This window comes from Leucobacter weissii (genome assembly GCF_017565745.1).
In the GTDB taxonomy this organism is placed as follows: Bacteria; Actinomycetota; Actinomycetes; order Actinomycetales; family Microbacteriaceae; genus Leucobacter; species Leucobacter weissii.
The window spans coordinates 321,166-346,917 of sequence record NZ_JAGDYM010000005.1 but is presented as its reverse complement, the minus strand read 5'-3'; the positions used below and the strand labels follow the sequence as shown (position 1 = coordinate 346,917).

The following is a 25,752-nucleotide window of genomic DNA, read 5'->3' as shown; positions in this document are numbered from 1 at the left end:
AGAGATCGGAGCCCATCGATGTCATCCACCCCACCGCTGCTCGCATCCTGCTGGACCCATGCGGGCGATGCAGCCCCGCAGACCGAGGACGAGCGCTCCCCCTTCGACATCCTGGAGCGCGTGCGCGCCGTCGCCGAGTCCGGCTGGAGCGGCATCGGCCTCGTCCATGCCGATCTGATCGAGACGAGGCGCACCATCGGCCTGCAGCGGCTCGGCTCCGAGATCAGGTCGTCCGGGCTGGAGTTCGTCGAGGTGGAGTTCCTGGGCGATTGGTGGACTTCCGGGAAGGAGCGCGAAGCCTCGGATCGGGTGCGTCGCGAGCTCTTCGAGGCGGCCGAGGCTCTCGGCGCCCAGACGATCAAGGTCGCCGGGAAGATGTTCTCCAGGGACGTGGACCTCTCGGTCATGGCGACCGAGTTCGATCTACTCGCGGACGAGGCGCGCGAAGTCGGCTCGCGGATCGCCATGGAAGCGCTTCCCTTCACCAATTTCTCCACCATCGGCGAGGGGTCGAGGTTCGTCACCGATGTCGGCAACTCGAACGGCGGCATCATCGTCGATATCTGGCATGTCTACCGCGCGGGCAACACGCCGGACGACCTCCTCACCGACATGAACCCGGACTACCTGTTCGCCGTTGAGCTGAACGATGCGCTCGAGCCCTCGCCCCCCTACGAGCAGCTCTGGGACGACACCGTCGACCAGCGGCGCCTCCCCGGCGAGGGAGATTGGGACGTGCCCCGCTTCATCAACGTCATGCGCGAACTCGGCTTCTCCGGTCCCTGGGGCGTCGAGATCCTCTCGGAGGAGCATCGGGCCAAGAGCCTGCAGGATGAGGTGACGTCGGCCATTCGCGCCGCGCAGTCGGTCTTCGCGGCCGCGGACCGCGACGGCGTCTAGACGTCGGCCCGCCCCGAGAACGCAACGAGCACACCCGCGCCAGAGACAGGAGCATCGCATGGGAGGCAACGAGAGGGTCGCCGTCGTCACCGGGGCCGCGCAGGGGCTGGGAGCCGCCGCCGCCGAGGAACTCGCGTCACGCGGATTCCGGATCGCGATCGCCGACGTCAACGAGCTGGGCGGGCGGGAGACGGCGGCGGCGATCGGCGACCGTCACGGTCGCGACACGCGCGCCTTCCACGTCGACGTCGCGGATCCCGCCGGGCTGCGACTCCTCTCGGAACGGGTGCTCGCCGAGTTCGGGCGGGTCGATGCGCTCGTCAACGCCGCCGGCATCGCCGAGCAGGCCGCGAGCCTCTCCGTCACCGACGAGACGCTCGAGCGGGTGATCAAGGTCAATCTCCTCGGCACCATCACCGCATGCCGCGAATTCGGCCCCGCGCTCATCGAGAGCAAGGGCTCGGTGGTGAACTTCTCGTCCATCGCGGCATTCGCCGGCGTGCGTCCCGAGGTCCATGTCGGGTACGACTCGTCCAAGGCCGGCGTGATCGCGGCGACCCGCACCCTCGCCGTCGAGTGGGCGCCGCACGGGGTGCGCGTCAATGCCGTGGCGCCCGGATACTCCGCGACGCCCATTCTGGACGGCGTCGGCGCGAGCGACCCGCAGATCATCGAGACCTGGCTCTCGCAGGTTCCTCAGCGCAGGCTCATGCCCCCGGAGGACATCGCCAAGGTGGTGGCCTTCCTCGCCACGGAGGACTCGAGCGCGATCACCGGGCAGACCATCGTCGCCGACGGAGGGTATCTGGCCGCGAAGTAGAGCGGGCCCCGAGCCGGGAGAGTCGGATTCCGTCGGGCCGCAGACCGCGGATCGCGGTTCGGCACCGTCCCGTCGTCCTGGGATGCCCCGCCCGCGGCACGGGGATGCCCGACCCGGGCTCCCCGCGCCGCGGTGGCGGGCTCAGGCCTCCCCTCGTCCCCACACCGTGTTGAGGTGGGACTGCGAGTCGCGCAGCGTGGAGAGATCGAAGCCGACCGCGTGGTACTTCGGGCCGGCGACGAGCAGTTCCTCCGCCGGGAACTTGGTGATGACCTCGCACCCGTCCGCGGTCACCACGAGCTCCTCCTCGATGCGCGCGGCTCCGATGCCGTCGGCGGAGGGCCAGTAGGTCTCGAGCGCGAACACCATGCCCTCCTTGAGCTCCTCGGGGTGCTCGAACGAGACCAGGCGCGAGAATATCGGCTTCTCCCAGATCGACAGACCGACGCCGTGGCCGTACTGCAGCGCGAACGCCGCCTCTTCATCGGGAAACCCAAACTCCTCCGCCTTCGGCCAGACCGCCACGATGTCGGCGGTCGTCGCGCCGGGTCTCACCAGAGCGATGGCGCGGTCCATGTACTCTCGTGCGCGCTTGTAGGCGTCGACCTGCGCCGTCGACGCCGACCCTACGGCGAAGGTGCGGTAGTAGCAGGTCCGGTAGCCCTGATGGCTGTGGAGGATGTCGAAGAATGCCGGGTCGCCGGGTCGGATCAGGCGGTCGCTGTACACGTGGGGATGGGGCGAGCAGCGCTCGCCGGAGATCGCGTTCACGCCCTCCACGTACTCGGACCCCAGGTCGTAGAGCACCTTCGAGACGAGTCCGACCGTTTCGTTCTCCCTGACCCCCGGTTTCAGGAACCGGTAGAGCTCGTCGTAGGCCGCGTCGACCATCGATGCGGCCTGGGTGAGGAGCTGGATCTCCTCCTTCATCTTCACGGCGCGTGCGTTCAAGAAGGTCTGCTGTCCGTCGACGACCGTGATCCCGGCCTGCTGCAGGGCGAAGAGGATCGGCAGCTCGATGAGATCGACGCCGAGCGGCTCGTTCAGCAGTCCGAACTTCTCGAGCTCTCGTCGTATCTTGCGCGCCACCTCCTCCGCGATGCCCGCGTCGGGGTGGAACGCGCCTCGCAGCGTCGAGATGCCGGCCCGGGCGCCGGACTCCGCTCGCGGTCGCACCGCACCGTGATGGGGAGCGTGCGGGTCGGCGTCCATCTCCGTCGTCGTCGTGTGCAACCACGGGTTGTACAGGTCGTGGTGCTTGGCCGCCGAGCCGAAGTCCCAGACGATCGGATCGCTGTTGCGCGTGATGAGCGAGAATCGTATCGCCTTGTCCATGGCCCAGGTCCCGATGTGCGTCGCGGACATGTAGCGGATGTTCGAGAAGTCGAAGGCCAGGAGGGCGCCGAGATCGCTCTTCTCGAGTTCCGCCCGCAATTTCGCAACCCGGCCGGCTCGCAGCACGTCGCGGTCGATCCGCTGCTCCCAATCGACATCGTTCGTACCAAAAGTAGGAATCGGCATCTTCACCACACCCTTGTCTTCATTGATTCAGTTCACCGGAACGCGAGAGGCCAGTCACTCACCTGTTAAGTAAGACTAAACTTTTCTGAACGCACATGCAAGCTGACGGTGCACGAAGCGGGCCGCGGCGATCAGAGGGACTGCAGCGGCCGTTCCCGCCTCCCCGGCTCGGCTCGGACGCGCGCCGGCACGGTCACCGGCTCGCGGAGCGCTTGGCGCATCAGCGCGACGTTCGCGGTGCTCGGCGTCAGTTCACCGATCTCGATCTTCCTCGCGACCTCCACGACCGCGTCGTTCACCGGGGTCGGCACACCGTGCCGCCTGCCCATCCGCGCCACTTCGCCGTTCATCTCGAAGACCTCGCTGCGCCGATGCTTCATCCAGTCCTGCAGGACGGTGGCACGCGAGTGCGGGAGGATGTAGTTCGCCACCAGTTCGTCGAGGATCGTCGCGACATAGCTGCCGGGATCCTCCGCGGCATCGCCCTCCATCCCGAAGATGGGGCGGATCCTGAATCCGTGAGCCTGCGCGACGGCGATCGCCTCGTTGCCGGCCTCGAGCATCACCTCGCGCATGCCCTCGAAACGGGCGCAATCGGAGATCGAGAGGTCGAGATTGGCCGAGGTCACCAGCTCGGCGGCGTTCAGAACCAGTTTCATCCACTTCGCGGACTGGATGTCGTCCGTCTCCTCGACGATACCGACGTTGCGCAGGAGATCGGCCACCGGTGCGACGTGATGCGCCGCTGCGGGGTCCAGCGCGCCGATCGCGAACCAGCAGCGCTCATGCGCGGAGTGCCGCTCGACCACACCCGGCGTGTACATCGCCGAAGTGACCTCGATCACCGCGCCGAGGGCGCGCTCGACTCCCACGATGTCGGCGATCTCGGTCGCGGTCATGCCGTTCTGCACGCCGACCACCACCGAGTCCTCGTGCAGCAGCGGTGTGATGAGCTCGACGGCCCAGCGGGTGTCGTAGGCCTTGACCAGCAGCAGGACCACGTCGAAGGGCTCGCGCAGCTCGGCCACCTCGCACAGGTGATGAACGGGCACGCGGGTCGTGGTCGTCTCCCCCGCCGACTGCACGCGCACGCCGTGCTCTCGGATCGCCTCGACGTTCGCCGGCCACTGGTCGATGAAGGTCACGTCCACCCCGGCGTTCGCGAGGTCGGCTCCGATGATCGAGCCGTTCGCCCCCGTGCCCAGCACGGCGACGCGAAGCGAGGCGTTCTGTGTGTCGCTCATCTGGGCGTACCTCCTGTTTGCAGCAGCTGCTCGAACTCAATACCAACGTTTACCAATACTAAACGGAGGAGGTTGGTGCAGCCAAACGATCTCCGGTCACGCTGCGGAAGAGCTGAAGGGCCAGGCCCAGGCCGAAGAGCGCGAGAGCGACCCAGACCACGGCCTGCGCGCCGACACCGGCCAGGCCGATGCCGCCGAGCAGCGCGCCGACGAAGCTGCCGAGGTTGATCGTTCCGGGCGCGAGCGACGCCGCGAGTCGGGGACGGCGCTGCGCCAGCCTCACGTAGATGACCTGAGCGCTCGGCGTGAGCGCGCCGAGCCCGACGCCCACCAGGAAGACGCCCGCGCCGGCGAATCCACCCGACATGCCGCCGGGGAGCAGCAGCAGGGCTCCCCCGGCGCCCGCCGCGGCGCCGAGCAGCAGCGTGAGCGGGGCCGAGCGGTCCGCGACCGCGCCGCCGCCGAAGTTGCCGAGATTCATGCCGATGCCGAAGACCAGCATCAGCACCGCCACCGAGATCACCGGCGACGGGCCCTGCGCGTGCAACGAGATCGGCGCGACGAAGGTGGTGATGGCGAACGCTCCGCTGGCGAGGCTCGTCACCAGGACGATCGCGACCACGAGCCGCCAGGGTCCGCCGGCGCGCGACCGCTCCGGATGCTTCGCCGCGGTCTCAGCCGCCAGGGGCGCGATCCTCGCGAGCGCGAGGAGCGGCGCCGCGAACAGCAGCGCGCACACCCCGAGGGCGATCCGCCACCCGGTGACGGCGCCGAAGGCGGTCAGCAGCGGGACCCCGACCACGTTCGCCATGGTGAGTCCTCCGACCACGATGGCCGCGCCGCGGCCATGGTGCCGCGAGCCGAGTGCCCTCGCGGCCATGAGCGAGGCGAGCCCCACATAGGACGCGTGCGCGAGCGCGGAGAGGAACCGCAGGACCACGGCGACGGGCAGATTCGGCGAGAGCACCGTGAGCAGGGTGAGCACCAGCATCGCCGCGGCGCAGATCGCCACGATCGAGCGCTCGGAGAGGCGGCGCAGGACGATGGGGGTCACGATCATGCCGACCACCACGCCGAGCGCGTATCCGGAAGCCATGCCACCGGCCGCGGCGATCGCGGCCTCCGGATGGGCCGCGTAGAGCACGGGCGAGAGATCCTGGGCGATCTCGGGCAGGAGGCCCATCACGAGGAACTCGCTCACGCCGATGCCGAACGCACCGCACACCAGTGCGGCGATGAGGGCGCGCTGCCTCGCGCGTCCCGCGTCCCCGCCTTGCCCGTTCATCATCGCGTCCCGCTTTCTCCGCCGCGCTGCGCCGATAGCCGATCAGCCACGCCGGCGCGACGCGCGGATCGGTCTGCGCCCCGTGGCGGGACGCACGGACGCGGCCGAATGTTAATCATCAACAAACATATCTGCTTCGCGGAAAGAATGCTCGGTGATCCGCAAAAGCCCTGTTCGGAGGGTTAAGCGGCTCATCGAGTGCGGCGCTCGCGACATCTCCCGAAGCAGAATCGTAAAGTTCAGTAGAACAATGCTTCCCGGCTCGCTACACTGTCACCGTACCCGCGCCGAGCAGCCGTCACCGCGCTCCTCCGCTGTGAGCATCGCCGCCGCACCACCGCGAAGGAGACCCCGTGACCGACACGCTGTTCACGCCTCTGACCATCGGGCCCTGGACGCTCCCGAATCGGATCGTCATGGCGCCGCTGACCCGCTGCCGTTCGGGCGAGGATCGCGTCCCCGACGAGCTCGCGGCCGAGTACTACCGTCAGCGCGCGGGCGCGGGGCTCATCATCACGGAGGGGACCATCGTCAGCTCCGACGCCGCCGGCTACCTCGGAACGCCCGGTATCTGGAGCGAGGAGCAGGTGCTCGGCTGGCGGCAGGTGACCGATGCGGTGCATGCCGCCGGCGGGCGCATCCTCCTGCAGCTGTGGCACTGCGGCCGCATCTCGGACCCTGAACTGCTCGGGGGGCGGCTCCCGGTCGCGCCGAGTCCGATCCCGGCGACGGGTCGGGTGCGGCGTCTCCGCCCGCACCGACCGTACTCGGTGCCGCGCGAGCTCACGACTGATGAGATCGGGGGCATCGTCGAGGACTTTCGCCGCGGCGCGCTGAACGCGAGGCGAGCCGGCTTCGACGGAGTGGAGTTGCACGCTGCGAACGGATATCTCATCGACCAGTTCCTGCAGGACAGCACGAATCGTCGCGGCGATCGCTACGGCGGATCCGTCGAGAACCGGGCTCGGTTCCTGCTCGAGATCGCCGATGCCGTGAGCGAGGTCTGGGGGCCCGATCGAGTCGGGGTGCACCTCCGCCCGCGGGGCGAGGAGCACGACATGGGAGACAGCAACGCTCCGGCTGTCTTCGGGCACGTCGCCGAAGAGCTCGGGCGGCGCGGGATCGCCTTCCTGTTCGTCCGGGAGATCGAGGCGGACGACAGTCAGCTCCCACGGCTGAAAGAGCTGTTCGGAGGGCCGGTGATCGCCAACGAGGAGATGAGCGCCGAGGACGGAGCCCGGCTCATGGCTGCGGGATCCGCAGACGCGATCGCTTTCGGACGCGATTTCCTCGCGACTCCCGATCTGCCGGAGCGCATCAGGCTCGGCGCGGAGCTGAACGCCCCGGACCCGCGCACCTTCTACTGGGATCCGGGGATCGACCGCGCCAAGGGATACACCGACTATCCTCTCCTCAGCGCCTGATATCAGGCCGCGACCCGCTGCTTCACACGGGCCCGCACGACGGAGTAGACCACCGCCGCGACCAGGATCATGAGTCCCTGCAGATAGTACTGCCAGGCCTGATCCAGCTTGAGGAAGAACATCGCGTTCAGCACCTGCACCAGCAGGAGGGAACCGAGCAGGCTTCCGACGAAGGTGCCCCTGCCGCCGAAGAGGCTGGTGCCGCCGAGCACGACCGCCGTCACGCTGGTCAGCGTGTAGTTCACCCCCTGGGACGCATCGCCGACGCCCAATTGCGCCATCAGCATGAGCGCCCCGAGGAAGGTCAGGAGGGAGCCGAGCACATAGGCCGAGATCACGGTGCGGTTGATCCTGACGCCGACGCGGCGCGCATTGGCCTCGTCCGATCCGGCTGCCCGGAGTCTCCATCCCCAGCGGCTCCTCTTGAGCGCGAACTCGAGTCCGACGGTCAGAGCGATGAGCAGCAGGAACGCGACCGGGACCATGTCGAGGATCTTGAACTGGATGATGTCGGACACCGCCCGATCGATGTTCCCGCCCGGGGTGGGCCGCAGGATGAAGCTGAAGCCCTGCAGCGCGAAGTACATGGCCAGCGTGGCGGCGATGGCGGTGAACTTCAGATATCTGATCAACAAGCCGTTGACGAGGCCGGTGGCCACGGAGACCAGGATCATGGCGGCGAGACCGAGCAGCATCGATCCGAGTTGCGCACCGCCCGAGAAGTGGAAGGAGGCGATGACGACCAGCAGTCCCGCGAGCGGCCCCACCGACATGTCGATGCCGCCGAGCAGCAGCACCAGGGTCTGGCCGAGCGCGATGAAGCCCAGCGCGGCCGTCAGAGTCAGGATCGAGGAGACGTTGAAGGCGTTCAGGTATTTGTCGTTCTGGGCGAGGATGTAGGCCGCCAACCCGAGGATCACCGCGCCGAGCAGGACGACGGGCGCGTAGTCGCCCTGGAGGAAGCGCGACAGCCTGCTCGACCCGCTCCGCGTCTTCACGACGGTCCGGAGGCTCTCGGTTCTCGACGTGACCGCCGTGTGCACCATGCGCTCCTCCTGGATCTCGTCGCCGGTGAGTTCGACGACGAGCTGTCCTCGAGACAGCACGATGACCCGATCGCAGAGCCCCTCGAGTTCCTTCGCATCCGACGAGGCGACGATCACCGGGGTGCCCTGGGCCGATATCTCGCGGATGATGCGGTAGAGCTCGGCGCGCGCGCCGACGTCCACCCCCTGGGTCGGCTCGTGCGCCAGCACGAGCTTCGGCTCGCCGAGCACCGTGCGCGCCATCACCACCTTCTGCTGGTTGCCCCCGGAGAGCGAGGAGACGTCGGCGTCGAGGGAGGGAGCCTTGACCGCCAGGGCGCGAAGCTGGTCGGTGACGATCTCCACCTCCCGCCGCCGGCTGAGCAGCGGCCCCTTGCGGAAGCGCTTGAGCGCGGAGATCGCCGCGTTCTCCCGCACCGTGAGACGCATGATCAGACCCTCGTGGTGCCGGTCGGCGGGCATGTACTCGGAGGCTCGTAGGAGGTCACCCGAACTCATCTCGCGACCGCCGATGACGACCCTGCCGTCATGGGGGGCCAGGCCGGCCAGCGTGCGCATGAGCTCTTCCTGGCCGTTCCCCACGACGCCTGCGATCCCGATGATCTCGCCCGGCCGCGCCGAGAAGGAGATGCCCTGGATGCCGTTTCCGCTGAGGTTGTCCACCACGAGGTTGAACTCGTCCGAGCCGCCGCTGCGCTTGTCGGGGAATGCGGAGGCGAGCCGCCTGCCGACGATGAGCGCGAGCATGTCCTCGTCGGTGACGTCGGCGATGCTCGCGTCCGCACGGGCGACCTGACCGTCGCGCAGCACGGTCACCCGCTGGGCGAGCTGACGCACCTCAGCCATGCGATGGGTGATGTAGACGATCGCCGTCCCCTCCGACGTCCACTCGGCCACGAGGTCGAACAGCATCTCGACGGACTCGCTGCCGAGCGGAGCCGTGGGCTCGTCGAGCACCAGGATCTTCGGGTGCAGTGCGAGCGCCTTGGCGATCTCGAGCAGATGCTTCTGGGCGACGCTGAGGTTCTCCACGCGATCGGCGGGGTGCACGTCGAGCCGCACCCGGCCGAGCAGTTCATCGACGACCTGCCCGACCGGTCTTCCCGAGAACACCGACGGCGGCAGCGCCACGCGCAGGTTCTCGAGCACGGTCAGGTCCGGGAGCACCGCGGGGTGCTGGTGGACGATCGCGATCCCGAGCGCGGTGGCCTGCGTCGGGTCGAGCGCTTCGAAGACCTCGCCGTCGACGACGATCGAGCCGCCATCGGGCTTCAGCGACCCCGTTGCGACGTTCATGAGCGTCGACTTGCCCGCTCCGTTCTCGCCGAGAAGCGCGTGGACCTCGCCGGGATAGATGTTGAGAGACACGTCGGTGAGTGCCGGTACACCGGAGAAGCTCTTGTCGATCTCGTGGAGAGACATGACCGGCGTCTGCGGATTGGCGTCGCTCTGCTGCACGTTATGGTTCCCTATCGAAACGTAGTCGGGTATCTGGGTCGGGTCTGCGGAGGCGGCGGGGCCTCCGCAGACCCGGTCGGCCGTCAGCCGCCGATGAGCGCGGCCTGCTCCTCGCCGCTCAGCGCGGAGGAGAGGTAGATGTCGTCCGGCAGGTCCCGCTCGCACTGCACGGGCTTGTCCTCGGAGGTCGAGTCCTCGAACACGCCCCCGACGTACAGCGTCTCCGCCGGGATCTCGCCGCCGGTCGCGCGGGCGACCGCGTGCTGCACCGCGAGCCGGATGTTGTCGGTGCCGGTCTTGATGGTCATCATCTTGAAATCGGGGCTCGTCTCCTGGTGGTCCTCCCAGAAGCAGCCGAGCACGTTGCCGTCCGAAGCCGCCAGCGCCGGGATCGAACGACCGTTCTTCTCGAACTCGGGCAGCGCACCGACGAGCGAGGGGCCGAAGTCCGAGACGATCACGTCGATCTGGGGGTGCTTGGCGATCGCCGCGGTGAGCACCTGCTGCGTCTTCGCCGGATCCCACTCGGTGATCTCGAACGGCTGCTCTCCGATGAACTCGTACTTCTCGTCGCTCAGCACCTCGGTGAGGCCCTCGTGCTCGGCGATGCCCTGGCTGGTGCCCGCCGGGCCGCTCAGGAACAGGATCTTGGCTCCGTCCGGGAACTGCTCCTCGATCCAGCGCGCCCAGGTGCGCCCGTCCTCGACGTAGTCCGCCGCGACGTACTCGTCGTAGTCGGTACCGGCCTCGCCGCCGGGGCTGTCGCGGTAGGGCACCGTGACGATGCCGGCTTCGAATGCGGACCGCAGCGCGGGCAGGATGGCCTCGCCCGAGGCGGTGTGCACGACGATCGCATCCGCTCCGGTCGCGACGGCGCCGTTGATGTCGGAGATGGCCTTCTGCGTATCGCCCTGCCCGTCGATGAACTCGAAGTCGGTGATGCTCGGGCAGGTTCCGGCCTCCATCCGGCCGGTCTCGGCGGCGATCATGCGCCAGCCGTTGCCGCCGAAGCCGTCGAGGAAGGTCAGCGTGGCCTCATCGGGGCCGCACCATGCCGGCGTGTCGGCGTTATTGCCCGCTCCGTCGCCCGCGGCCTCCTCGGCGCCATCGCCGCTCGAGCATGCGGACAGGAGCAGTGCGCTCGTGGCGAGCGCAGCCGCTACCGCGAGCCTCTTCTTGTTGAACCTCATGATGTGTTTCCTTTCGTGTGCAGTCGCTTGTGGTGACGAGGGTCTGGTGGGTCCGATCACGCCGAGACCGGGCGGGCGGAGCGGTCTCCGCGGGACGCGATCCAGCGACGGACCGCGCCCCAGTTGACGGTGTAGATGGCGACGCCGATGACGAGCGCGGCCGCCTGCATGAGCGTCCGCGCCGCGTAGGGGACTCCCAGGGCGAGCGAGAACTGTTCGAGCTGCGTCAGGAACACCGCCGCGACGATGGTGGCCACGGGAAAGCCCCGGCCGCCGAGCAGCGAGGTGCCGCCCAGCACGACCACGGCAACGGAGGGGAGGAGGTAGTTGTTGCCGAGGTAGGCCGTCGGCTGCGCGACGACACCGCCGAGAATGATGCCCGCGAACGCGTAGAGCAGCTGCGCCCCCACGTAGGCGCCGACCTTGTGGGTGCGCACGCGAATGCCCATTGCTCTGGCCGCGGACGGGCTCGCGCCGACGCCCTCGAAGCGGCGCCCCGCGGGGGTCCTCTTCAGCAGGAGCGACACCAGGAGGAGGGTGAGAGCCAGCAGGATCACCGTGTTCGGGACGCCGAGGAGGCTGCCCGACATCACGTCGGCGAGCAGCGGGGTGGTCGTGCGCGGCACACCGCCCGAGATCGCGAGGATCGCGCCGAAGAGCAGCGCGTTGGTGCCGAGCGTCGTGATCACCGCGTTCAGGCCGAGGATGCCCACGAGGATGCCGTTGACGAGCCCGTTCACGACGGCGACGAGAATGCACAGGAGCACCGCGATGCCGAGCTTTCCGGAGTCGCCGTAGGGCACGTGGGTGATCAGCACCACCGCGATCGACACGGCTCCCGGGACCGAGAGGTCGATCCCCGCCTGCTGCACCACGAGCATCTGCCCGAGTCCCGCGACGGCGAGCACCACCGCGAAGGGGATCATGCCGAGCAGCACCCCGGGGGTGAGACTCGACGGTGCGACGAACACGCTGAGAGCGACCAGCGCGACCAGTGCTATGAGCATCGTGACGAATCCCTGCGACACCTGGATCCGCGAGCTCGAGAGCACTCGCCGGTCAGAGGCCTCTGACGTCATCGTTTCTCCTTTGAAAGATTCTGCGAGCGGCCGAAGCACCCGCACGCGTTGAGCAAAACTCTACGCCTGGCAACAAGAACATACATAAGTACAGAAGAACTAAACGCAACTTCGATGCGGGATCGTTACCCTAGTCGTCGATCTAGCTTTGATTTCAAGCGGTTTATGCCGATATTGAGAGCAATCCCTGCACCAGTGATCTCTGCAAGATGTTTAGCATATATTAACGATCTGTCCGCGGCTCGGCACCGGGGCGGCAGCTGCTTCAGCCGGGGGTGGCCTGGAGCAGCATCTTCACCTGATCCCCCGACGGATCCAGCAGCGTCTCGAACCCGCCGACCACCTCATCGATCGGGACCTGGGCGCTGACGGCCCGCTCCACGGGCAGCCGCCCCCGGCCGATGAGGTCGATGATCCTCGGCCAATCGGTCGTCGGGAAGCACCAGGTCCCGCCCAGGGTGATGTCGCGCTCGGAGAGCACCATCGGGTCGATCACGGCCGGTCGCGTGTGCAGACCGGTCTGCGAGATGTGCCCCGCGGCCCGGACGGCCGCGAGAGCCGTCTGCAGCGCACGCTCGTTGCCCGAGCACTCGACGACCGCGTCGACGCCCACGCCCTCGGTGCGGTCGCGGAGCTCGCCCGCGATGTCGACCACCGCTGCATCCAGCACCTCGCCCACGTCGAGGCTCCGCGCGAGCTCGAGCCGCTTCGGATTCACCTCGGAGATGAACACCTGGGCGCCCAGCGACGCGGCGTACAGCGAGGCCAGCACCCCGATCGGCCCGGCCCCGGTGATCAGCACGGCATCGCCGGGGCGGACTCCCGCACGATCCACTCCATAGGCCGCGACCGCGGTCGGTTCGACGAGCGCTCCCTGCAGGTCGGACATCGTCTCCGCGAGGGGAGTCACCTGCGAGGCGGCGACGACGCACTGCTCCGCGATGCCTCCCCACCGGTAGCTCAGTCCGACGCAGGCCATGGTGGCGCAGAGATGACCGCGGCCGCGGCGGCACTGGTAGCAGGTGCCGCAGAAGATGAGCGGCATGACCGATACCTTCTGCCCCACCCGCAGGCCGGTCACGGCGGAGCCGATCTCGAGCACCTCCGCCGAGAACTCATGACCGAGGATCTGCGGAGCCGACGCGGCGGTCAGCGGATGCGGCTCCTCGCTCGGGATCACGATGGGACCCTGGGCGTACTCGTGGAGATCGGTGCCGCAGATCCCGCACCAGATGGGCCGGAGGCGGACCTCGTGCGCCAGGACCCGGTCCGGTTCCGGCACGTCCTCGACACGGATATCGTGCGCCCCGTAGAAGACAGCGGCTTTCATCGACAATGCTCCTTCGTCGCTCTTCGATTCAAAGATCCCCGAGCTCGGTCCGTCCGGCCCGGTTCCCCGCTCGACGCCGATTCACACCAGGATCATCCCGCCCTCGATGGGGATGATCTGGCCGGTGATGTAATCCGAGTCCGGCGCAGCCAGGAAGACCGCGGTCGGGATCAGATCCTCGGGCGTCGCCGCCCGGCCGAGGAGAATGTCACCGGCCATGGAGGCGAAGCCGGAGTCGCCCTCGCCGATCGCCTCGAGATCGGCGTCGAGCTTGATCCACAGCGGAGTGTCGACCACTCCGGGCGCGATGCCGTTGACGGTGATGCGGTGCTCGGCGAGGGCGCGAGCCGCCGCCTGAGTCAGCGAGATGACCGCGGACTTCGCGGCGCTGTAGGGCGCGAAGTTGGGGAAGCCCGTGCGCCCGGCGATCGACGCGGTGTTGATCACCTTGCCGGGCGAGCCCTGCGCCAGGAACTGCTCGGCCGCCTCCTGGGTGCCGATCAGCACGCCGAGGGCGTTCACCCTCATGATGAGTTCGAAGTTGCTCTCGGTGATGTCGAGGAACTTGAGCGGTGCGTTCATGCCCGCGTTGTTGAAGTAGGCGTCGATGCGCCCGAACTCCTTCACCGCCTCTGCGATCGACGCCCGCACGCTCTCGCGGTCCGTCACGTCCGCCTGCACCCCGATGGCCGATCCGCCCGCATCGACGATCTGCCGGGCCACGGTCTGCGCGGACTCCCCGTTCAGATCCGAGACGACCAGGTTGGCCCCCTCCGCGGCCATGCCGCGGCTGATGCCCGCGCCGATGCCGGATCCGGCCCCCGTGACGACGATCGTACGGTTCTCGAGTCTTCCCGCCATATGCAAACTCCTTTGTTCTCCGCGCTCCCGGCGCATGGTGCGAACCGGCTTCAGCGTTCACTATAACTAAACTCAACGTTCTTGGCGAGCGTGTCCGGAATCTCCCAGTTTCTCGGATCGAATGACGTCTCCGCGGTGCGGCCGTGCCGCGCCGGGGATTGAACACCGGCGCGGAATCGTGTTCACTGGCAGTGTAGATCCAATCGTCACACAAAGGAGTTCACCGTGTCTTTCAGCGTCGAAGGCCTCCACCACGTCGGCATCACCGTACGCGATATGAAGCGATCGTTCGAGTGGTACAGCACGATGTTCGGGCTCGAGCACGGGCCCGTCAATCACAACGAGGGCGCCGAGCTCGAAGCCGGCGTCGAAGTGCCGGGAGCAGTGCTCGACTATTCGATGATCGAGGTCGGCTCCACCCGCATCGAGTTCCTCGAGTACACGGCGCCGGAGGGCGAGGACTTCTCGCTGCGCAACTGCGACGTCGGCGCCGCGCACCTCTGCTTCCAAGTGGACGACATGGAGGAGGCCTACCGCGCGCTCACCGAACGCGGCGCGGTGTTCAACGCGCCCCCGGTCACGCTTTCCGAGGGAGCACTCGCCGGCTCCCAGTGGGCGTATCTGCGAGACCCCGACGGCGTGCAGCTGGAACTCTGGCAGTGGCCTCGCTGAGCGCCCGGCCGAGGCGCTCGACGGTTCTCAGCCGGTCTCGCTGTCGCGGATCTCGGCGGCCGACGGATCGACGAGGATCTTGATCGCGCTGGCTCGGCCCTCGCTCATCGGCACGAGGGCATCCGAGACCAGCCTGTCGAGCGGCAGCACGCGCGGTGCCACGATGCTCCAGCGCCCTCGGCGTCGGGCGACCAGATCCACCGCGATGGGGAAGTCGACCTCCCGGACGAGGGCGTTCGAGCCGATGAGCGTCTTCTCCATCAGCGTGAGAGCCGCGAGATCGATCTCGACGGGCGCGTGCTGAATGCCGATGGCCACGATGCGCGCACCCTTCGGCGAGATCGCGAGCACGGTGTCGAGCACCGGGCGCACTCCGGTCGCCTCGAGGAAGAGGCGCACGTCCTCGCCCTCCACGGCCTGCCGGATGCGCGCCCGATCGTCCGCGCCGTCCACCAGCACGGTGCGATAGGCCCCGAGCTCCTCGGCTATGGCCAGACGGCGCTCATCGCGATCCACCACGATCGCCTTGGCGCCCAGCTGCGTGAGCACGTACGCCAGGAAGGCGCCGATCCCGCCCGCACCGGTGAGCAGAACGGTCTCGCCGTTCACGTCGCCGACGCGCCGCACGTTGTGCACGGCGATCGCCATCGGCTGGCAGAGGGCGGCCTCGTCCATCGAGAGCCCCAGCTCATCGACCGCGATGCAGGCCTCGACCGGGGTGCTCACGTATTCGCCGAGGGCGCCGTTGCGGTGGAGGCCGACACCGCTGTAGGTGGTGCAGAGGTTCGACTCCCCCCTCCGGCAAGGACCGCACTCGCCGCAGCACACCGAGCCGCATGAGGCGACGGTCTTGCCGACCCATTCGTCGCTCACCCCGTCGCCCACCGCGATGACGGTGCCCGAGAACTCGTGGCCCGGCACGATCGGGCCGAGATGGCCGGTGTGCGGATGGGCGACCTCGACGGGGTGCTGCAGGGGACCGTGGGCGAACTCGCCCAGATCGGAGCCGCAGACCCCCACGGTGCCGGTGCGGAGCAGCAGCTCCCCCGGCCCGGCGGAGGGCGCGGGCACCGTCTCGAAGCGGATATCGCGGTTGCCGTGATACACAGCTGCGCGCATCGTGTCGGGCACCGCGTCTGTGGTGATGGTCATCTCTCGGAGTTCCTATCGCTCGGGGGGTTCTCTGGGCACGTCGTCGAGCACTGCGCCCCGCGCAGAGCCGAGTCCTCCGCTCGCCTCCCGGACGCGCGAGAGGCGCCGGACGAGCATCCCGTCGGGGTGAGTTGGGAAGATGCCCTCATGACCTGACCTCGCATGCGTCAATCCAGATGTTGTATAGCAGTGACGTACGTGAATGTGCAGCACTGCAGCTCAACGAGTAACATAACACAATCATATTTCAATTTTGCGAACGATTGCATATCGGCCGCATACGCGCCTCTTTCTTGTTTTCTCGTGCGTTCTGCGCTTGTGAGCACTAGTATCGCGAGAGTCAGAGCCGACCCCCGCCGGCGTCGTCCACGCATGAACACCAACGCTTAACACTCGGATGGCCCGGCCAGCACCATTCACTGAGGAGGAACCATGAGACTCGCAGGAAAGATCGCACTCGTCACCGGCGCGGCCGGAGGCATCGGACGGGCGACCGCAGAGCGCTTCGCAGAGGAGGGAGCGATCGTCTACGCCGCCGACATCACGGCGACGGACCCCTATGCCGCCGACTCCATCGCCTTCGTCCGACTCGACGTGACCGACCCGTCCCAGTGGCGGAGCACCGTCGCCGACATCGTCCGAGAGCACGGACGCATCGACGTGCTCTTCAACAACGCCGGCATCGTCAAGGCCTACGAGGCCGTCGCCGAGATCGCGCTCGAGGACTGGAACCAGGTGGTGGACGTGAACCTGAACGGCGTCTTCTACGGCTGCCGGACCGTCATCCCGGTCATGCGGGAGCAGGGGAGCGGCTCGATCATCAACACGTCCTCCATCTGGGGCATCGCGGGAGCCGCCGGCGTGGCCGCCTACACCGCTTCGAAGGCCGCCGTCCGCTCGCTGAGCAAGAACGTCGCGCTCTCGTACATCTCCGACGGCATCCGGTGCAACTCGCTGCATCCGGGCCTCATCGACACCCCGCTGATCGCCGCACAGGATGCCGACATCACCGCGGGGGTGCTGGCGCAGACGCCGCTCGGACGTCTGGGCTCGCCGCGGGAGATCGCCAACGGAGCGCTGTTCCTCGCGAGCGACGAGTCGAGCTACATGACGGGCGCGGAACTGGTGCTCGACGGCGGCTACACGGCGCAATAGCCCTCCGATGGATCAGCCGTGTATGATCTTGTTTACTTTGAGTGAACGGCTCCGAGCACGGCGAGGTGGAGTGGACGAGTGAACGATCAGCGGATTGCGGTGCTCGGCACCGGCGCGAACGGGGCGTCGATCGGCGCGGATATGGTGCGTGCCGGACTCGATGTCACGTTCATCGATCAGTGGCCCGCCCATATCGAGGCGATGCGCGCGCACGGCCTGACCGTGCAGATGCCCGACCGCACCGAGGTCACCGAGGTGAACGCCTATCACCTCGCCCAGGTGGCGGAGCTGCGAGAGCCCTTCGACATCGTCTTCATCTCGACGAAGACCTACGACACCCGCTGGTCGGTCGAGCTCATCAAGCCGCTGTTGCACGAGGACTCCGTGATCGTCGGGCTGCAGAACGGCATGACGATCGACGTGGTGGCCGAGGTCGTCGGGTCCGAGCGCACGATCGGAGCGGTGCTCGGCATCGCTGCGAACGTGTTCGAACCCGGCACGGTGGTGAGGCAGGTGCCGCCGGAGGGCACGTGGTTCACCGTCGGCACGCTCGACGGTGAGCGCACGCCTCAACTCGAGGCAGTGGTCGCGGCGCTGAGCCACGCGGGCACGACCGAGGTGTCCGATGACATCCGCTCCTCGAAGTGGATGAAGCTCATCGCCAACATTCCCGAGATGCTGCCCTCCGCGATACTCGGAGTCCCCCTGCTCACCGCGGTCGGCGAGAAGGATATGCGAAAGGTCATGGATCTCGCGGCGCGCGAGGCCTACCAGCTCGCGATCGACGCGGGCATCACGATGCTGCCCATCTTCGGCAAGACCGCCGATGAGGTGCCGGACTCCGACCAGTACGCTCTCGATCTCCTCGACGCCGTGCTCGAGTCGTTCTCACTGCCCGACACCCGCGTGGCGGTGCTGCAGGACTGGCAGAAGGGGCGTCGCGCCGAACTCGACGGCTTCAACGGGTACATCGTCGAGCTGCGCGAGCGCCTGGGCGGGAAGGCGCCGGTGAACGAGGCGATCCTGCGGATCGGGGAACGCATCGAACGCGGCGAACTCGTTCCGAGCCTCGCGAACGCCGCACTCATGCGGGAGATCGTCAGAGAACCCGTGCTCGTGCCCGCTCGAGCACGGACCGCGAACCGGGGGGTCGGTCGATGATCCGGCATGTCGTCACGTTCCGCTTCCGTGCCCGGGACCCCGAGGGCCGGGCGGCGGCGGCTTCGGAGCTCCGCTCAGCCCTGGAGCCGCTCGCGGAGGTCGTCCCCGGGGTGCGCTCGCTCGAGATCGGCATCGATGACGGCGCGGTCCCCGGCCACTGGGATGCCGTGCTGATCTCGCTTCACGATTCCTTCGAGGCGCTCGCCGCCTATCAGGTCCACCCCGCTCATCAGGCGGCGTTGACGATCGTCGGGGCGCTGGTGACCGACAAGTCCGTCGTCGACTACGAAGCCGGAGCGCCGAGATGACCGCCTCCCCCCGCATCGCCGTCTTCGGAGCGGGTGCGAACGGCGGCGCCATCGCCGCCGCACTGGTCGAGGCCGGCGCCGACGTGACGGCGATCGATCCCTGGCCCGCGCAGGTCGAGGCCGTTCGGGAGCAGGGCCTCACCGTCCGCACCGCGGACGGTGCGCGCACGACGCGCCTCCCGATCCTGCACCTCTGCGAGCTCGCCGAGCCGGCACCGCAGTTCGACCTGATCGTGCTGGGCGTCAAGGCCTACGACACCCGATGGGCCTGCGAACTGCTGCGGCCGCACCTGGCCGCCGAGGGCGCCGTGGTCGCCGTCCAGAACGGGATGACGCTCGACACCGTCCGCGAGGTCTTCGGGGCCGATCGCGCCATCGGCTGCGTCATCGAGGTCGCAGCCAACATGTTCGACCCGGGCGACATCGAGCAGCAGGCACCGATGTGGCTGGCGCTCGGCGGAGAGACCCCCGCCTCCCAGGCCCGTGCGGAGCAGGCCGCCAGGGTGCTCTCCCCCGCTGCGAGCATCGTGATCGTGGACGACATCCGCTCGGCGAAGTGGATGAAGCTGGTGGCGAACTCCTGCGAGCTGGTTCCGTCGGCGATCCTGGATCTCCCCCTCGCCGAGGCGATCGCGCTCCCGGGCATGCACGACTTCATGCTGGAGGCGGGCCACGAGGCCCTCGACGCCGCACTCGCGGACGGCCGCAGCATCGTCCCCATATTCGACGGGGAGGTGCGCGCGGATCACCTGACGCGCGAGCGCTACGTCGAGTACCTCCTCGGCATCGTCCTCTCCGACTACACGCTCCCGGACACGCTGACCACGGTGCTGCAGGACTGGCGCAAGGGGCGGCGCGCGGAGATCGAGGAGATCAACGGCACCGTGCTCGACGTGCTCGACGCGGATCGGGCGCCGTCGAACACCCGGATCCTCGAGCTCGCGCGACGGATCGAGCGCGGGGAACGGCCGGCCGGCACCGAAAACCTCGGAATACTACTCGACAAGACGACGGACTTCCCGTCGGTACCGCGTCGGGGCGGGCTTCTGGAATAGACTGACACGAATACCACCGTCGTCGACGGTACGAAGGGAATCACGATGTCCGAAGACCTTGGACCGCGCCTGCGAGCAGCGCGCGAAGCCCAAGGGATGAGCCTCCGCTCGCTGGCTTCAGCAATCGGCGTATCCCCCAGCCTCCTCTCCCAGGTCGAGACCGGCAAGACCAAGCCCTCGGTCAGCACGCTCTACGCCCTGGTCTCGCACCTCGGCGTCTCGACCGACACCCTGCTGGGACGAGCCGATCCGGCCGCGGCGGCCGTCGAGACGCCCGCGGCGGCGCAGGCCGCGGTGGGCGGGCAGATCTACCAGCAGATCCATGCGGACGACCACCCGGTGCTCGAGATGGAGAACGGGGTGCGCTGGGAGAAGCTCGCGGTGCTCGACGCCGTCGACGTCGAGGCTCTGCGAGTGACCTACCAGCCGCGGGGATCGAGTTCGGTCGAGGGACGTCTCATGCGCCATCTCGGCGTCGAGCACATCTACATGCTGAGCGGCGAGCTGACCCTGCACCTCGGCTTCGAGACGCACATCATCCGTGCCGGCGACTCCGCGGCCCTCGAATCCCAACGCCCCCACATGTTCGTCAACCATGCGGATGAGCCGGCCGTCGGGATCTGGTACATCACCGGACGCAATTCCGCTCTGCAGCGAGCCTCCACCGGCGTCGAGGAGACGTCGAAGGAATCCGCGACGGGGGAGCTCAATTCGGCGGTCGACGTTCTGCGCGCCTTCCGCGGCTGAGGGTTCGCCCCCAGTTCCTCTCCTCGCATCGCTTCGAAGCGCCTCCGCCTCGAGCCGGTGCCCTTTCCGACCCGTAAGATGGATCTGTGCTGCTCTCAGACCGCGACATCAACGCCGAACTGTCCGCCGGCCGCATCACGCTCTCGCCGAGCGAAGCCGACATGGTGCAGCCGTCGAGCATCGACGTGCGGCTCGATCGCTACTTCCGCCTGTTCGACAACCACAAGTACGCGGTGATCGATCCGGCCGAGGATCAGCCCGAGCTGACCCGGCTGATCGAGGTCGATCCGGCCGAGGGCTTCATCCTGCATCCGGGAGAGTTCGTCCTCGGCTCGACCTTCGAGCAGATCGGGCTCCCGGACGACATCGCCGCCCGCCTCGAGGGCAAGAGCTCCCTCGGCAGGCTGGGCCTGCTCACCCACTCGACCGCCGGCTTCATAGATCCGGGGTTCGAGGGGCACGTCACCCTCGAGCTCTCGAATGTCGCGACGCTTCCCATCCGGCTCTGGCCGGGCATGAAGATCGGCCAGCTGTGCTTCTTCCGCCTCACCTCGCCGGCCGAGCGACCGTACGGCGCCGGGGCCACCTATTCGAGATACCTCGGACAGCGCGGCCCCACGGCGTCGCGATCCTTCCAGAACTTCCACCGCGCCGATGTCACCGGCACCGAGGCGGGGAGCACCGGCGCCTGAGGGGTGTTCGGGGGAGGTCGGAGGGCGGCGCTCCGCTCCATCCCTATCGCCGTCGGATCACCTCGGCGATGATCGACCAGTCGCCGTCCTTGAGCTTCTCGTCGGCGACCGCCGCCTCGAACAGCCCGCGCAGGGTGGGCGAGGACGGCAGCGCGGCCCCCACCTCGGCTGCCGCCGCCTCCGTGAGGGCGAGATCCTTGAGCCCCAGCGCCGTATCGAAGGCCGCGGGGAAGTAGGAGCGCTCGGCGATGATCTTGCCGTAGCCGGTGTAGGCCGAGCCGGTGAAGGCGGCGTCGGTGAGGATGTCGACGAACAGCTGCCCGTCGATGCCACCGCGTTCGACCATGTTGATCGACTCGCCCAGGGCGAGCAGAGCGTGGATCAGGTTGTAGTTGACGCCGATCTTCACGAGTGCGGCCGCGGCAGGGCTCTCGCCGATGTGCCAGGTCTTCTTCCCGAGCGCATCGAGCGCCGGCGCCGCGGCCTCGACGTCGGCTTCCTTCCCACCGACCACGATGTTCAACTGGCCGGCACGTGCCACGTGCGGCCGACCGAGCACCGGCGCGCCCAGGTAGCGCACGTCCGCCGCCGCGTGGCGCGCTTCGAGCTCGCGCGCCAGCTCGGTGCTGACGGAGGCCATGTTCACGTGCAGCGACCCCGAGGCTCCGGTGAGCAGCTGCTCGGAGAACACCGCGTCGACGGCCTGGTCGTTCGAGAGCATCGAGATCGTGACGTCGCGTTCGAACGCGTCCGCGGGACCGCCGAGACGCGTGGCACCGGCCTCGACGAGCGGGTCCGCCGCCGACGCCGTCCGATTCCAGACGGCGACGTCGAGGCCTGCTTCGAGCAGTCGCGCGACCATCGCCGCCCCCATAGTGCCGAGTCCGATGAAGCCGATGGTGGTCATGTGCGTCCCTTTCGAGCGGAGCGAAGGCGGTGCCTTCGGGTGGTGAGGAATGACGTCGCGCTGCGAACGGGGACCGTCCGCGGCGCAGGTTCGATGCGGGTGCGTTCCGAGACTCAGACCAGGATGGAGAACGGATGCTCGATCCGCGCCCTGAAGGCCTGCAGCCACTGGGCGGCGAGGGCCCCGTCGACCACCCGATGATCCGCGGAGAGGGTGACGGTCATGACGGTGCCGACGGCCAGTTCGCCATCCGTCACGATCGGCCGCTGACTCGCGGCGCCGACGGCCAGGATACCGGACTGCGGCGGATTCAGGATGGCGCTGAACTCGTCGACCCCGTACATGCCGAGGTTGGAGATCGAGAAACTGCCTCCTTCGAGCTCGCTCTGCGTGAGCCGTCCGGCCCGGGCGCGCTCGGCCAGATCCGCGATCGTCGCGCTCACTGCGGTCAGGCTGAGCGCGTTGATGTCGCGGACGACCGGGGTCAGGAGTCCCCCTTCCGTGGAGACCGCGACCGCGATGTCGACGGTCTCGAAGCGGCGGATGTGGTCTCCGCCCCAGATCGCGTTCGCTTCGGGCACGTCGGCCAGGGCCTGCGCCGCGGCCTTGACGACGAAGTCGTTCACCGAGATCTTGCGCGAGGCGCTCTCGTTGACGGTCTTGCGCAGCGCGAACAGCTCGTCGACGCGGCAGTCCGCGGTGAGATAGAAGTGCGGGACGGTGGACTTGCTCTCGGTGAGCCGTCGGGCGATGGCCTTGCGCATGCCCGTGAGGGGGACCGCCTCCCCCGGCTGGTCCCCGGTCGGGGGCGCCGATCCGCTCGGTGCCGGTTCGGCGGCGGGGGCCGCGGCCCGAGCGGGCGCGGGGACGAACGCGTCGAGGTCGCGACGCACGATGCGGCCGCCGGGACCGGTGCCGGTCACGCGGGCGAGCTCGATGCCGCGCTCGCGCGCCAGACGGCGCACGATGGGGCTGCTGAACAGCCGCTCGCCCGACTCGCCCGACTCGCGGGGCGCCTCCTCGGTCGGGGCCTGGGCTGCTTCATCGAGATCCCTCGGGGCCGGCTCCGGCGCGGAATCGGGTGCGGCCCCGGCGGGCGGTGCGGGCTCCTCCGGCGTCGCGGCGGCGTTCGAGGCGCCGCCGCTCGGGCGCACCGCGTCGACGTCCGCGTCGCTGTCGCCTTCCTGACGCAGGATCGCGATGGGCTCGCCGACCGCGATGGTCTCGCCGGTCGGGGCGAGCAGCTCGGCGACGACGCCCGCGTTCTCCCCGGCGAACTCGATCATCGCCTTCTCCGTCTCGATCTCGGCGAGCGGTGTGTCGGCTGCGACGGTGTCGCCCTCGGCCACCAGCCAGGACTGGATCGCGGCCTCGGTGACGTTCGCGAGCACCTCGGGCATCCGGATGAGAACGGCCATCAGTTGCTCCCCATGTTCGTCTTGAGCGTCTCGAGACCGGCGACGACCTCTTCGGTGCGGGCGATGGCCGCCCGCTCGAGCACCTTCGAGATGCTGGGCGATGCCTCGCCTCCGGTGACGCGCTGCACGGGCTGATCGAGCCAGTCGAAGAATCGGCGCTGGATCTCGTCGCTCAGCCACGCGCCGTACGAGGTGCCGCGCGCGCCCTGCTCGACGATCACGACCGCATTGGTCTTCTTGATGCTCCGTTCGATGGTGTCCCAGTCGATCGAGGCGCGGTCGAGCCACCGCAGATCGATCAGATCCGCGTCGAGACCGGTCTCGTCGAGTGCTTCACCGGCGTGGTGGACCATCGAGAGGTAGCTGATGACGGTGGCGTCCTCGCCCTCGCGCCGCAGGGCGGCGGTGCCGGGCGCGATCACGTAGTCCAGGTCGCCGTCGGGCACGCGGTCGGCGCGCTGGTAGAGGTCGACGTGCTCGATCACCAGCACCGGGTCCTCGAGCGCGAGCGCCGCGTTCATCAGCCCGACGTAGTCCGCTGCCGTCGACGGGGCCACGATGCGCCAGCCCGGTGCGGTGGCGAAGATGCCGGCGGGATCCATCAGGTGCTGGGAGCCGTAGCCGGAGCCCATGGCCACCTTCGTGCGGAGGACGAGCGGCAGGGTGTTGTTGTCGCCGAACATGTGCCTCGCCTTCCCCACCTGGTTGAACACCTGGTCCGCGGCGACCCACATGAAGTCGGGGTACATGAACTCCACGATCGGGCGGATGCGGCCGTCGAGGGCGGCGCCGCCGGCGAAGCCGAAGAAGGCGTTCTCGCTGATCGGCGTGCCGATGACCCGGGTCGGGCCGAACCGCTTGGCGAGGCCCTTGGTGGCGCCGTTGGTGCCCCCGCCGAGCTGGTGCACGTCCTCGCCCAGCACCACGATCCGCTCGTCGAGCTCCATGCGGCGCTCCATGGTCTGCGCCACCGCGTCGACGAACTTGATGTCGCGCCAGCCGCCCCCGAGATCCAGCGGCTCCGCCGCGGTCAGCGCCGCGAGCTCGCTCGCGTCTCCGCGGATGCCGGTGTCGACCACGGCGGGATCGGGCCACGACTCCGGGCGGATCCTGCGCTTGCCCTCGTTCTCGGGATCGTCCTCGAGCAGGGCGGCAACGGCTTCGGCCATGGCCTGCTTGGCCTGATCGCGCACCGAGGCGACCTGCTGCTCGGTGATGAGATCGCGCTTCAGCATCTCGCGGGCGACGCGCTCGAGCGGATCGCGTCCCTTCCACTCGGCTTCTTCCGCCTTGCTGCGGTAGCCGAAGGCGCTGCCGGGATAGGGCCCGTTCTGGTGGAAGAAACGATAGACCTGGGCCTCGATGATGGCGGGGCCCTCCCCGGACCGCATCCGTTCGAGCGCCTCCTGCGTGGCGAGGTGGACGGCGAGGGGATCCATCCCGTCCACGCGCCAGGCGGGGATGCCGAAGCCCTGGCCGCGGACCGAGAAGCGCGGATCGGCCGTCGCCTCGCTCGCGTGGGTCGCCACCGCGTAGAGGTTGTTCTCGATGAAGAACATGACCGGGGTCTTCCAGGTCGCCGCGAGGTTCATCGATTCGAGCACGGAGCCGATCTGGCTCGAGCCGTCGCCGAAGTAGTTGATCGAGACGTCGTCCGTTCCCGCGTACTTCTGCGCCCAGGCGTTGCCCCCGGCGAGCGGCGCCCCTCCGCCGACGATGGCGTTGGTGCCCAGCGCGCCGGCCTCGAGCCACTGCAGGTGCATCGAGCCGCCGCGGCCTCCCGAGAAGCCCTGCGCGAGTCCGAGGATCTCCGCGAGGGTCCGCTGCAGCATGGCCTGCATGTCCGCACCGACCAGCGCGTCCAGGTCGAGCTCGCCGTCCGAGACGTGGGTGATGGCCTTCGCGAGGAACTGGTGGTGCCCCCGGTGGGATCCGTTGACCCCGTCGCTCGAGCGCAGCGACACGATCGAGCCGACGGCTCCGCCCTCCTGTCCGATGCTCGAGTGGGCCGGACCGTGGACGAGGCCCTGGCCCGCGAGATCCAGCACCGTCTCCTCGAAGGAGCGGATGAGCTGGATCTGGCCGAGCATCGACGCGAGAAGCCGAGGGTCGGCCTTCTTCCAGTCGGCCGCGGTCGTCGAGAGCTCGATCCAGGGCACCCCGGTCTCCAGCTTGCTGTGCTTGGACATGTAGGTCTCTCCGTTGATTCCGTGATCGTGTTGGCTGCGGTGCGCGCTCCTCACCCGAGATGCGGGCGGAATGCGCTGGCGATACTCCAGGGTAAACGAGGATTGGATACATTTTCAAGCTCATCCCGCGGATATTCT

22 protein-coding genes are annotated in these 25,752 nt (G+C 68.4%); 10 read left to right on the top strand and 12 right to left on the bottom strand.

All coding sequences use genetic code 11. From position 1 onward, the window contains the following. The first annotated feature begins 18 nt into the window (after positions 1 to 18). Both J4H92_RS06110 and J4H92_RS06105 read left to right on the top strand, forming a co-directional pair. Positions 19 to 900 carry a sugar phosphate isomerase/epimerase family protein gene (locus tag J4H92_RS06110; protein ID WP_208097169.1) on the top strand — a complete coding sequence of 294 codons (882 nt, stop codon included), beginning with the start codon at positions 19 to 21 and terminating at the stop codon, positions 898 to 900. Positions 901 to 958: 58 nt separating this feature from the next. Beyond that, positions 959 to 1,720 carry an SDR family NAD(P)-dependent oxidoreductase gene (locus J4H92_RS06105; protein ID WP_208097167.1) on the top strand — a complete coding sequence of 254 codons (762 nt, stop codon included), beginning with the start codon at positions 959 to 961 and terminating at the stop codon, positions 1,718 to 1,720. Positions 1,721 to 1,861: 141 nt separating this feature from the next. On the opposite strand, the gene J4H92_RS06100 is transcribed toward J4H92_RS06105, so the two are convergent. The 3 genes from J4H92_RS06100 to J4H92_RS06090 all read right to left on the bottom strand — a co-directional run bounded on the left by J4H92_RS06100 (position 1,862) and on the right by J4H92_RS06090 (position 5,773). Next, positions 1,862 to 3,241: a M24 family metallopeptidase gene (locus J4H92_RS06100; RefSeq protein WP_208097224.1), complete on the bottom strand. Its 1,380-nt coding sequence runs from the start codon at positions 3,239 to 3,241 to the stop codon at positions 1,862 to 1,864. A gap of 131 nt (positions 3,242 to 3,372) precedes the next feature. Beyond that, the gene (locus tag J4H92_RS06095) at positions 3,373 to 4,485 is read right to left on the bottom strand and encodes a ketopantoate reductase family protein (protein WP_208097165.1); all 1,113 of its coding nucleotides are present in this window, start codon (positions 4,483 to 4,485) and stop codon (positions 3,373 to 3,375) included. 58 nt (positions 4,486 to 4,543) lie between these two features. Beyond that, a complete protein-coding gene (locus J4H92_RS06090; RefSeq protein WP_243752028.1) occupies positions 4,544 to 5,773 on the bottom strand; it encodes an MFS transporter in 1,230 nt (409 codons plus the stop codon). Between the two features lie 350 nt (positions 5,774 to 6,123). On the opposite strand from J4H92_RS06090, the gene J4H92_RS06085 reads away from it, so the two are divergent. Then, the gene (locus tag J4H92_RS06085) at positions 6,124 to 7,194 is read left to right on the top strand and encodes an alkene reductase (protein WP_341783014.1); all 1,071 of its coding nucleotides are present in this window, start codon (positions 6,124 to 6,126) and stop codon (positions 7,192 to 7,194) included. 2 nt (positions 7,195 to 7,196) lie between these two features. Here J4H92_RS06085 and J4H92_RS06080 read toward each other — a convergent pair whose 3' ends face one another. From J4H92_RS06080 to J4H92_RS06060, 5 genes are all read right to left on the bottom strand, one after another. Next, complete coding sequence (locus J4H92_RS06080) at positions 7,197 to 9,698, bottom strand: ATP-binding cassette domain-containing protein (protein WP_208097163.1); 2,502 nt, start codon at positions 9,696 to 9,698, stop codon at positions 7,197 to 7,199. An 83-nt stretch (positions 9,699 to 9,781) separates the two neighbouring features. Beyond that, complete coding sequence (locus J4H92_RS06075; protein WP_208097161.1) at positions 9,782 to 10,888, bottom strand: substrate-binding domain-containing protein; 1,107 nt, start codon at positions 10,886 to 10,888, stop codon at positions 9,782 to 9,784. A 56-nt stretch (positions 10,889 to 10,944) separates the two neighbouring features. Beyond that, complete coding sequence (locus J4H92_RS06070) at positions 10,945 to 11,967, bottom strand: ABC transporter permease (protein WP_208097159.1); 1,023 nt, start codon at positions 11,965 to 11,967, stop codon at positions 10,945 to 10,947. A 265-nt stretch (positions 11,968 to 12,232) separates the two neighbouring features. After that, positions 12,233 to 13,297, bottom strand: a complete 1,065-nt coding sequence (locus J4H92_RS06065; RefSeq protein ID WP_208097157.1) for a 2,3-butanediol dehydrogenase — start codon at positions 13,295 to 13,297, stop codon at positions 12,233 to 12,235. An 81-nt stretch (positions 13,298 to 13,378) separates the two neighbouring features. After that, positions 13,379 to 14,158, bottom strand: coding sequence for an SDR family NAD(P)-dependent oxidoreductase (locus J4H92_RS06060; RefSeq protein WP_208097155.1), 780 nt, complete (start codon positions 14,156 to 14,158; stop codon positions 13,379 to 13,381). Positions 14,159 to 14,383: 225 nt separating this feature from the next. Here J4H92_RS06060 and J4H92_RS06055 point away from each other — a divergent pair, with 225 nt between their 5' ends. After that, complete coding sequence (locus tag J4H92_RS06055; protein WP_208097153.1) at positions 14,384 to 14,830, top strand: VOC family protein; 447 nt, start codon at positions 14,384 to 14,386, stop codon at positions 14,828 to 14,830. A 27-nt stretch (positions 14,831 to 14,857) separates the two neighbouring features. Here J4H92_RS06055 and J4H92_RS06050 read toward each other — a convergent pair whose 3' ends face one another. Next, on the bottom strand, positions 14,858 to 15,982 hold the full coding sequence (locus tag J4H92_RS06050; RefSeq protein WP_208097151.1) for a zinc-dependent alcohol dehydrogenase: 1,125 nt from the start codon (positions 15,980 to 15,982) through the stop codon (positions 14,858 to 14,860). 432 nt (positions 15,983 to 16,414) lie between these two features. On the opposite strand from J4H92_RS06050, the gene J4H92_RS06045 reads away from it, so the two are divergent. The 6 genes from J4H92_RS06045 (at position 16,415) to dcd (ending at position 21,100) form a co-directional block, all read left to right on the top strand. Beyond that, on the top strand, positions 16,415 to 17,137 hold the full coding sequence (locus J4H92_RS06045; RefSeq protein WP_208097149.1) for an SDR family NAD(P)-dependent oxidoreductase: 723 nt from the start codon (positions 16,415 to 16,417) through the stop codon (positions 17,135 to 17,137). A gap of 78 nt (positions 17,138 to 17,215) precedes the next feature. Then, positions 17,216 to 18,298, top strand: a complete 1,083-nt coding sequence (locus J4H92_RS06040; RefSeq protein WP_208097146.1) for a 2-dehydropantoate 2-reductase — start codon at positions 17,216 to 17,218, stop codon at positions 18,296 to 18,298. Next, a complete protein-coding gene (locus tag J4H92_RS06035) occupies positions 18,295 to 18,606 on the top strand; it encodes a Dabb family protein (protein WP_208097144.1) in 312 nt (103 codons plus the stop codon). The genes J4H92_RS06040 and J4H92_RS06035 overlap by 4 nt, the downstream gene beginning before the upstream one ends. Next, positions 18,603 to 19,661 carry a ketopantoate reductase family protein gene (locus J4H92_RS06030; protein ID WP_208097142.1) on the top strand — a complete coding sequence of 353 codons (1,059 nt, stop codon included), beginning with the start codon at positions 18,603 to 18,605 and terminating at the stop codon, positions 19,659 to 19,661. Before J4H92_RS06035 ends, J4H92_RS06030 begins: the two co-directional genes overlap by 4 nt. A 45-nt stretch (positions 19,662 to 19,706) precedes the next feature. After that, positions 19,707 to 20,408 (top strand): helix-turn-helix domain-containing protein, encoded by a 702-nt coding sequence (locus tag J4H92_RS06025; protein ID WP_279550072.1) that lies wholly within the window; start codon positions 19,707 to 19,709, stop codon positions 20,406 to 20,408. 86 nt (positions 20,409 to 20,494) lie between these two features. After that, positions 20,495 to 21,100, top strand: a complete 606-nt coding sequence (gene dcd / locus J4H92_RS06020; protein WP_208097139.1) for a dCTP deaminase — start codon at positions 20,495 to 20,497, stop codon at positions 21,098 to 21,100. 43 nt (positions 21,101 to 21,143) lie between these two features. Here dcd and J4H92_RS06015 read toward each other — a convergent pair whose 3' ends face one another. The 3 genes from J4H92_RS06015 to J4H92_RS06005 all read right to left on the bottom strand — a co-directional run bounded on the left by J4H92_RS06015 (position 21,144) and on the right by J4H92_RS06005 (position 25,614). After that, on the bottom strand, positions 21,144 to 22,007 hold the full coding sequence (locus J4H92_RS06015; RefSeq protein WP_208097137.1) for an NAD(P)-dependent oxidoreductase: 864 nt from the start codon (positions 22,005 to 22,007) through the stop codon (positions 21,144 to 21,146). A 113-nt stretch (positions 22,008 to 22,120) separates the two neighbouring features. Then, complete coding sequence (locus J4H92_RS06010; protein ID WP_208097135.1) at positions 22,121 to 23,425, bottom strand: dihydrolipoamide acetyltransferase family protein; 1,305 nt, start codon at positions 23,423 to 23,425, stop codon at positions 22,121 to 22,123. After that, a complete protein-coding gene (locus tag J4H92_RS06005; RefSeq protein WP_208097133.1) occupies positions 23,425 to 25,614 on the bottom strand; it encodes an alpha-ketoacid dehydrogenase subunit alpha/beta in 2,190 nt (729 codons plus the stop codon). Before J4H92_RS06005 ends, J4H92_RS06010 begins: the two co-directional genes overlap by 1 nt. Positions 25,615 to 25,752 lie beyond the last annotated feature (138 nt).

Bases quoted from the DNA above. Each gene is read 5' to 3' on its own strand.
- J4H92_RS06060 (WP_208097155.1), bottom strand. From the start codon at position 14,158: ATGGCGGGAAGACTCGAGAACCGTACGATCGTCGTCACGGGGGCCGGA.
- J4H92_RS06035 (WP_208097144.1), top strand. From the start codon at position 18,295: ATGATCCGGCATGTCGTCACGTTCCGCTTCCGTGCCCGGGACCCCGAG.
- J4H92_RS06105 (WP_208097167.1), top strand. From the start codon at position 959: ATGGGAGGCAACGAGAGGGTCGCCGTCGTCACCGGGGCCGCGCAGGGG.
- J4H92_RS06110 (WP_208097169.1), top strand. From the start codon at position 19: ATGTCATCCACCCCACCGCTGCTCGCATCCTGCTGGACCCATGCGGGC.
- J4H92_RS06045 (WP_208097149.1), top strand. From the start codon at position 16,415: ATGAGACTCGCAGGAAAGATCGCACTCGTCACCGGCGCGGCCGGAGGC.
- J4H92_RS06010 (WP_208097135.1), bottom strand. From the start codon at position 23,425: ATGGCCGTTCTCATCCGGATGCCCGAGGTGCTCGCGAACGTCACCGAG.
- J4H92_RS06050 (WP_208097151.1), bottom strand. From the start codon at position 15,982: ATGACCATCACCACAGACGCGGTGCCCGACACGATGCGCGCAGCTGTG.
- J4H92_RS06095 (WP_208097165.1), bottom strand. From the start codon at position 4,485: ATGAGCGACACACAGAACGCCTCGCTTCGCGTCGCCGTGCTGGGCACG.
- J4H92_RS06090 (WP_243752028.1), bottom strand. From the start codon at position 5,773: ATGATGAACGGGCAAGGCGGGGACGCGGGACGCGCGAGGCAGCGCGCC.
- J4H92_RS06100 (WP_208097224.1), bottom strand. From the start codon at position 3,241: ATGCCGATTCCTACTTTTGGTACGAACGATGTCGATTGGGAGCAGCGG.
- J4H92_RS06065 (WP_208097157.1), bottom strand. From the start codon at position 13,297: ATGAAAGCCGCTGTCTTCTACGGGGCGCACGATATCCGTGTCGAGGAC.
- J4H92_RS06015 (WP_208097137.1), bottom strand. From the start codon at position 22,007: ATGACCACCATCGGCTTCATCGGACTCGGCACTATGGGGGCGGCGATG.
- J4H92_RS06030 (WP_208097142.1), top strand. From the start codon at position 18,603: ATGACCGCCTCCCCCCGCATCGCCGTCTTCGGAGCGGGTGCGAACGGC.
- J4H92_RS06005 (WP_208097133.1), bottom strand. From the start codon at position 25,614: ATGTCCAAGCACAGCAAGCTGGAGACCGGGGTGCCCTGGATCGAGCTC.
- J4H92_RS06025 (WP_279550072.1), top strand. From the start codon at position 19,707: ATGTCCGAAGACCTTGGACCGCGCCTGCGAGCAGCGCGCGAAGCCCAA.
- J4H92_RS06075 (WP_208097161.1), bottom strand. From the start codon at position 10,888: ATGAGGTTCAACAAGAAGAGGCTCGCGGTAGCGGCTGCGCTCGCCACG.
- J4H92_RS06070 (WP_208097159.1), bottom strand. From the start codon at position 11,967: ATGACGTCAGAGGCCTCTGACCGGCGAGTGCTCTCGAGCTCGCGGATC.